Origin of the sequence: Zoogloea oryzae, from assembly GCF_030161255.1 — a bacterium.
Lineage (GTDB): Bacteria > Pseudomonadota > Gammaproteobacteria > Burkholderiales > Rhodocyclaceae > Zoogloea > Zoogloea oryzae.
Window position 1 is genome coordinate 39,138 of record NZ_BSPX01000038.1, and the last position, 6,253, is coordinate 45,390.

Genomic DNA, 6,253 nt, shown 5'->3' on the forward strand with positions numbered 1-6,253 from the left:
CAATTCCCATCCCTGCCTCCGGGTTTTGCCTCCCCGCCCCTGCCGCTGCGGCAAAGTTTGCCGGCACCTGCCGCCTCACCGGCACGCCTGCCGGCCTGCCCGAATAGGGCCGGGAAAGCGTCTCTGTTTCTGCCGCCGGAGCAGGCGCCCACATGTTCCAATGGCGTCATCGATTTTCTCCACGCCCGCGCCGTGACCCGCCTGATTCCCCTCCTCCTCGTGCTTCTCTGCCTCGCCACGCCGGCCTTCGCCCGCCAGGACGCCGCACCGGTGCGCGCCGAGGTGGGCCGCTTCCTGGCCACGCAGACCCGCAGCCTGTCGGGCGAGGTGAGCATCCAGGTGGGCGAGTTCAGCGCCGACAACCAGCTTGCGCCCTGCCTGCAGCTCGAAGCCTTCCTGCCGCCCAACGGCCGCGCCTGGGGGCGGATCTCGGTGGGCGTGCGCTGTCTGGCGCCAGTGAGCTGGTCGGCGTGGGTGCCGGCCGACGTGCGCGTGAAGGGCCCATACGTGGTCACCAACGGGCCGCTGGCTGCCGGCCAGATCGTCAGCCCCGGCGACCTGCGCGTCGAATCCGGCGAACTCACCGCGATGGCCGCCGACCTGATCACCGACCCGACCCAGGCCATCGGCCAGGCGGCCCGGATCAGCCTCGGCGCGGGGCGTCCGCTGGCCGCCAGCCACCTGCGCCAGCAGCCGGCAGTGATGCAGGGCCAGCCGGTCAAGGTCGTCTCCGGCGGCGCCGGATTCCAGGTGGCCAACGACGGCGTGGCCCTCAGTTCGGCCGCCAACGGCCAGGCCGCCCAGGTGCGCCTGTCGAACGGACAGGTCGTGCGGGGCATCGCCCGCAGCGGAGGCGTAGTCGAAATCACGCTGCCATGAAACCGCCCCCATCCCGAAGGACTCCAATGGGTTAAAGTTTCATCTCCACGAGTCGTATACCCAGTCGACTTATGGATGAAAGGGCAATGCCGTGAAGATCGATAACTCTGTCAAAGCGACCAGCAATCTGCCGTCCGGCGAAGGCCGCGCACGTGCTGCCAAGGAATCACCGAAGACTCAGGATTCCGCGGGTGGCGAACGGGTCGAACTGTCGTCCCTGTCTGCGCGCCTGCAGCAGATGGAAGAAACCATCGCCAACACCCCCGTGGTGGATAGCGCGAAGGTGGACGAGATCAAACAGGCGATGAGCGAAGGGCGCTTCAAGGTGGACACCGAAAAGGTGGCCGACGGCCTCATCGACAGCGTGCGTCAGATGCTGAACGCACAAACCGCCAAGGCGTAAGCGGGCATGGCCGTCGATCCCGGCTTCCACGCTCGCCTCGCCCAGCTCATCCAGGACGAGCGCCGCGGCATGCGCGGCTTCGTCGCCCTGCTTGAGCGGGAAGAGGCCTTGCTGGTGCATAGCCAGATTGACGCACTCGCTCTGCTTGCCGAAGAAAAGACCGCGCTCTACCGCGCCCTCCAGCGCCTGTCCGACGACCGGGTGGTGATGTTTGCCCGCCTCGGCGCGAAGGTCACGAACGAGAACATCCGCATCGTGCTCGCCAGCAATCCCGAGGCCCTCGCAGCCTGGGAAGACGTGGTTGCCCTGGCCGAAGAAGCCAAGGAGCGCAACCGGGTCAATGGTCAGCTGATCACCCAGCGCCTGCAGAACAACCAGCAGGCCCTCACGACCCTCCTCGCCGCCGCGGAGCACCCGCAGATCTACGGCCCGGACGGTCAGTCCCGCCCCACTGCCGGCAGCCGCCACTTCGGTTCGGTCTGATCCTCCCGGCGGATCGTCTTGAGCTATTTCGTCCAGCTTCGGGGTTGATCGCCACCCGGCGTTGTTGCGTCCACGCCCGGCTAGACGCGGAGCCGCGCCCTACTGCGCCGGCGGAGTTTGAGGCTTCGCCTCGGCCTCGGGCGCAACGGGCACCGGCGGCGCGGCATCGGATGGCAGGATCGAATCGGCGATGCCGGACGCCCTCACCCTCGACTGCACCTCAGGTTCGACCACCCGCGATTCGATCAGGATCGTCACCCGCCGGTTGCGGGCGCGCCCCTCGGGCGTGAGGTTGTCGGCCACCGGACGCTGGTCGCCGTAGCCGGCAGCCGTCAGCCGCGCTGGCCGTACGCCGCTTTCCACAAACAGTCGCACCACGCTCGACGCCCGCACGGCCGAGAGCTCCCAGTTGGAGGGGAAAGCCGCGGTGGCGATGGGAATCGTATCGGTGTGACCTTCGACGGTGATCGGAAACTCCGCCGGCGCCACCACCTGCCCGACCGCCCGCAGGGCCGTGACGGCATCGCGGCCGAGCTGGGCCTCGCCGGGATTGAACAGCACGCTGGCGTTGATCTCGACGGTGATGCCAAAGGCGCCCTCGGTCACCCGCACCTGGCCATCGGCCACCAGTGGGGCGAGCACCTTGCGGATCTCCTCGGCCATGTTCTTGACGCGCTCGGCCTTGGCCTTGCGCGCCTCCTCCACCTCGGGGCTGGGCGGCGGCGGGCTGGGGCGGATCGACGGGATCGGGGCGGACGACATCTGGGCGTTGTTGGACTGCACACCGAGCTTGCGGAAGGCATTCACCACCGAATCGGACATGATCCGGTACTTGCCCTCGTTGATCGACGAGAGCGAATACATCACCACGAAGAAGGCGAACAGCAGGGTGATGAAGTCGGCGTAGGAGACGAGCCAGCGCTCGTGGTTCTCGTGCTCGTCCTCGTGCTTGCGGCGCCGCGCCATCGCCCTACCCCGCGTAGCCCTTGAGGCGGCTCTCGATGATGCGCGGGTTGTCGCCGTTGGCAATGCCGACGAGGCCATCCACCAGCATCTCGCGCATTGAGGTGAGGGTGCCGATCACGCCGAGGAGCTTCTTCGAGACCGGCAGGAAGATCAGGTTGGCCGAGCCGACGCCGTAGATCGTCGCCACGAAGGCCACCGCGATGCCGGAGCCGAGCTTGGAAGGATCGGAGAGGTTTTCCATCACGTGGATGAGGCCCATCACCGCGCCCAGGATGCCGATGGTCGGCGCGTAGCCGCCGGCGGCTTCCCAGATCTTGGCGCCCTGCTTCATCTGGCCTTCCCAGGTGTCGATCTCGACCTCGAGCACTTCGCGCAGGCGATCGGGTTCGACGCCATCGACCAGCAGCTGAAGGCCCTTCTGGATGAAGGGATCGTCGATGGCGGGGATCTGGCTTTCGAGCGCCAGCAAGCCTTCCTTGCGGGCCACGTTGCTCCAGCGGACAACCTCGGCGATCAGCGCATCGTGATCCAGCCTGGGCGGCACGAAGACCCAGCGGACCATCTGCATGCCCAGCCGGAAGACCTTGAGCGAGCTTTGCAGCATCACCGCGCCGAGGGTGCCGCCGATGACGATGAGGAAGGCCGTCGGCTGGATCAACGAGCCGACGTGGCCACCTTCGAGCACCTGCCCGACGAGGATCGCGGCCAGCGCGAGGGTGATGCCGATCAGGCTGATGCTGTCCATGGAAACGCCCCGGGCCCGGTTCAGCCGGCGGCCGGGCGACGGCCACGGCCGCGCCCCTCACCCTTGGCCTTGGGCGCCGTCTGGATCGCGCCGGAGATGCGCGAGCGCAGGCGGGCGATGGCCTGGCTGTGGAGCTGGCACACGCGGGATTCTGAGACGCCGAGCACTTCGCCGATTTCGCGCAGGTTCATGTCCTGTTCGTAGTAGAGGCCCATCACGGTCTTCTCCCGCTCGGGCAGATCGTCGATGGCCTTGATGAGCACGTCGCGCATGTTGCTGTCGAGGAGCAGCGTGAGCGGGTCGTTGCCCTCGAGGGTGATGTGGCGTTCAAGGTAGTCGTCGTCGCCCTCGCCGCTGAAATCCTCGAAGTACACCAACTGGTAGCCACGGGCCTCCTGCAGCATGTGCTGGTATTCGGCCAGGGGCACGCCCAGCGAGTCGGCCAGTTCGGCCTCGGTCGGATGCCGCCCGTTGGCCTGTTCGAGCTGATGCACCGCCGCCTCGATGCGCCGCATGTCCCGGCGCAGGCTGCGCGGCAGCCAGTCGTTCTCGCGCAGGCCGTCGAGCATCGAGCCGCGGATGCGCTGCACCGCGTAGGTCTCGAACTGCGCGCCGAGGCCTTCTTCGTAGCGGTTGATGGCGTCGAGCAGGCCCAGCATGCCGTTCTGGATGATGTCTTCCACCTGCACGCTGGCCGGCAGCTTGGCCATCAGGTGATAGGCAATGCGCTTGACCAGCGGCGCGTACTGGACGACGAGTTGCTCTTTATCGAGGGTGCCGGAAGCGGTGTACATCTTTCGTCTGCTTTCTGGTCGGGTTTTGGAGTCGCGCGGCGCTCACACTACTCATCGGCAACGATAGGCTTTCATGCAGCCGACGACACAAGATTTCACAATTTCACTTTTTGCCGATTTCAACCGGCCACGCCGGCCTGGGACGACCAGGCGCGCAGACGGCGGATGAAGGCCTGGGCACCTTCGGCCGGGTGACGGGCACCGAGAGGCGTGGTCATGGCGTCGGCCAGGGGGTCGCGCTCGACCTCACCGCGCCACACCAGGGGCAGCCCCACGTGACGGGCGGTGAAGTCGTTGAGGCTGGCAAAGAGCGCGGTGGCGTCGGCCCGGTCGCGGGCGCCGCTGACGGCGATCTCCAGCGATCCGGCGCCGGCGGCGGCCAGGCCCTTGATCCACTGGCAGGCACCGCGGGCACCGACACCGCTCGCTTCCACCACCAGCAGGCGACGGCCGGCGGCGCGGGCGAAGGGGGTGAGGCTGCGCACGTCGCCGACGGTGTGGATCGCCAGCAGATCGGCACGGCGCTGGAGTTCGGCGATGCCGGCTTCGAGGCGGGCGTGCGGGGTCTCGTCGAGGAGCGGCACGGCCAGCACGGTGGCGGCGGCCGGCACGACCCACAGCCCGTCGGCCACCTCACGCATGGTTTCGGTCACGTCGTGCTGGCCCTGCAGGGCGCCCAGCAGGTCGCCGCCGTCGGGGTAGCCGAAGGCCGCCAGCAGCGAGCCGCGGTCGGGTGCGTGTTCGTCGATGGCCACCACCCGGCGGGCCCCTTCGGTGAGGGCGGTGAGGGTCTGGACAGCCAGGTCCCGCGGCGAGCGGCCCGAGGTGAACAGCGCCACCACGGCCGACGGGGTGCGGCGGAACAGGCGGCGCAGGCCGGCGGCCTGATCGGAGGCGTGCAGCATCTCAAAGCCCTCCGCGCAGCTGGGCCACCCCGGTCTGCCCCGCGTTGGCCATCATCAGGCCGGCTTCGAGGGGGTCGAGCCGAAAGGGCGAGTTGGCGGGCAGTTCGCGCAGCGCCTGGTCGAGGAGCGCGTCGCGGTCGGGCAGGTGGAGGTCTTCCGGCACGCGCTGGCCGTTGGCGACGTAATACACATTGACCTGGTGGCGCACGGCCACGTCGAGCACCGGCGCGAGGGACATGGCTTCGTCCATCTTGGTGAGGATCACGCCGGACAGATCGTCGCCGCCGTAGGCATTGACCACGTCGTCGAGGGTGTCGCCGCGGCTGGTGGCGTTGAGCAGCAGCAGGCGCGACACCTTGCCGGCGCCGGTGAGCATGGCGGCCTGTTCGGCGACCATCTTGTCGCGCTGGCTCATGCCCATGGTGTCGATCAGCACCATGTGCTTGTCGCGAAGGCTGGCGAGGGTTTCGCGCAGGTCGTTGGCGTCGCGCACCACATAAACGGGCACGCCGAGGATGCGGCCGTAGATGCGCAGCTGTTCGTGGGCGCCGATCCGGTAGCTGTCGGTGGTGATGAGAGCCAGCTTGTCGGCGCCGTGGCGCACCACGCAGCGGGCGGCGAGCTTGGCGGTGGTGGTGGTCTTGCCGACGCCGGTGGGGCCGACCAGCGCGAACACGCCGCCCCGGTCGATGATGTCGGCGTCGCAGTCCATGGCGCGGAAGCGCCGGGCGAGCTCGGCGTGGAGCAGGCGGTGGGCTTCTTCGGGGGCTTCGTCTTCGGGCACGCACTCGGCCAGCTCTCGGGCCAGCACGGCGGAGAAGCCGGCTTCCAGCAGATCGCCGATCAGGCGGGCGCGGCCGGGGGCGCTGCGGCTCAGTTCACCCCAGGCAAAGCCGGCGAGCTGGCGTTCGATCATCCCCCGGATGGCGGCCAGTTCGTTGGCCATCTGGGAGTTGGCGGATTCGAGGGCGCGGATGCGTGCTTCTTCCTCGATGCCGGCGGGGCGCTGGCGGGCGGGAGCTTCGGGCGCGCGGGGCGCGGCAGCGTCGCTGCGCAGGGGCGAACGGGGCTGGGCGGG

General features: G+C 68.6%; 8 protein-coding genes. 3 read left to right on the forward strand and 5 right to left on the reverse strand.

Annotation, left to right across the window (positions count from 1 at the left end; all coding sequences use genetic code 11):
• Positions 1–192 precede the first annotated feature (192 nt).
• From flgA to QQK25_RS13275, 3 genes are all read left to right on the forward strand, one after another.
• A complete protein-coding gene (gene flgA, locus QQK25_RS13265) occupies positions 193–879 on the forward strand; it encodes a flagellar basal body P-ring formation chaperone FlgA (RefSeq protein WP_284188332.1) in 687 nt (228 codons plus the stop codon).
• Between the two features lie 91 nt (positions 880–970).
• On the forward strand, positions 971–1,282 hold the full coding sequence (flgM, locus tag QQK25_RS13270) for a flagellar biosynthesis anti-sigma factor FlgM (RefSeq protein WP_153159923.1): 312 nt from the start codon (positions 971–973) through the stop codon (positions 1,280–1,282).
• A 6-nt stretch (positions 1,283–1,288) separates the two neighbouring features.
• Positions 1,289–1,765 carry a flagella synthesis protein FlgN gene (locus tag QQK25_RS13275; protein WP_153159922.1) on the forward strand — a complete coding sequence of 159 codons (477 nt, stop codon included), beginning with the start codon at positions 1,289–1,291 and terminating at the stop codon, positions 1,763–1,765.
• 99 nt (positions 1,766–1,864) lie between these two features.
• On the opposite strand, the gene motD is transcribed toward QQK25_RS13275, so the two are convergent.
• The 5 genes from motD to flhF form a co-directional block, all read right to left on the reverse strand.
• Positions 1,865–2,731 carry a flagellar motor protein MotD gene (motD, locus tag QQK25_RS13280; RefSeq protein WP_284188333.1) on the reverse strand — a complete coding sequence of 289 codons (867 nt, stop codon included), beginning with the start codon at positions 2,729–2,731 and terminating at the stop codon, positions 1,865–1,867.
• Between the two features lie 4 nt (positions 2,732–2,735).
• Positions 2,736–3,476, reverse strand: coding sequence for a flagellar motor protein (locus QQK25_RS13285; RefSeq protein ID WP_153159920.1), 741 nt, complete (start codon positions 3,474–3,476; stop codon positions 2,736–2,738).
• 20 nt (positions 3,477–3,496) lie between these two features.
• Entirely contained in the window at positions 3,497–4,270 is a 774-nt protein-coding gene (locus QQK25_RS13290; protein WP_284188334.1) for an RNA polymerase sigma factor FliA, read from the reverse strand.
• A gap of 119 nt (positions 4,271–4,389) precedes the next feature.
• Complete coding sequence (locus tag QQK25_RS13295) at positions 4,390–5,175, reverse strand: MinD/ParA family ATP-binding protein (RefSeq protein WP_284188335.1); 786 nt, start codon at positions 5,173–5,175, stop codon at positions 4,390–4,392.
• A gap of 1 nt (position 5,176) precedes the next feature.
• A partial coding sequence (gene flhF, locus QQK25_RS13300; protein WP_284188336.1) for a flagellar biosynthesis GTPase FlhF occupies positions 5,177–6,253 on the reverse strand: 1,077 nt, incomplete at its 5' end.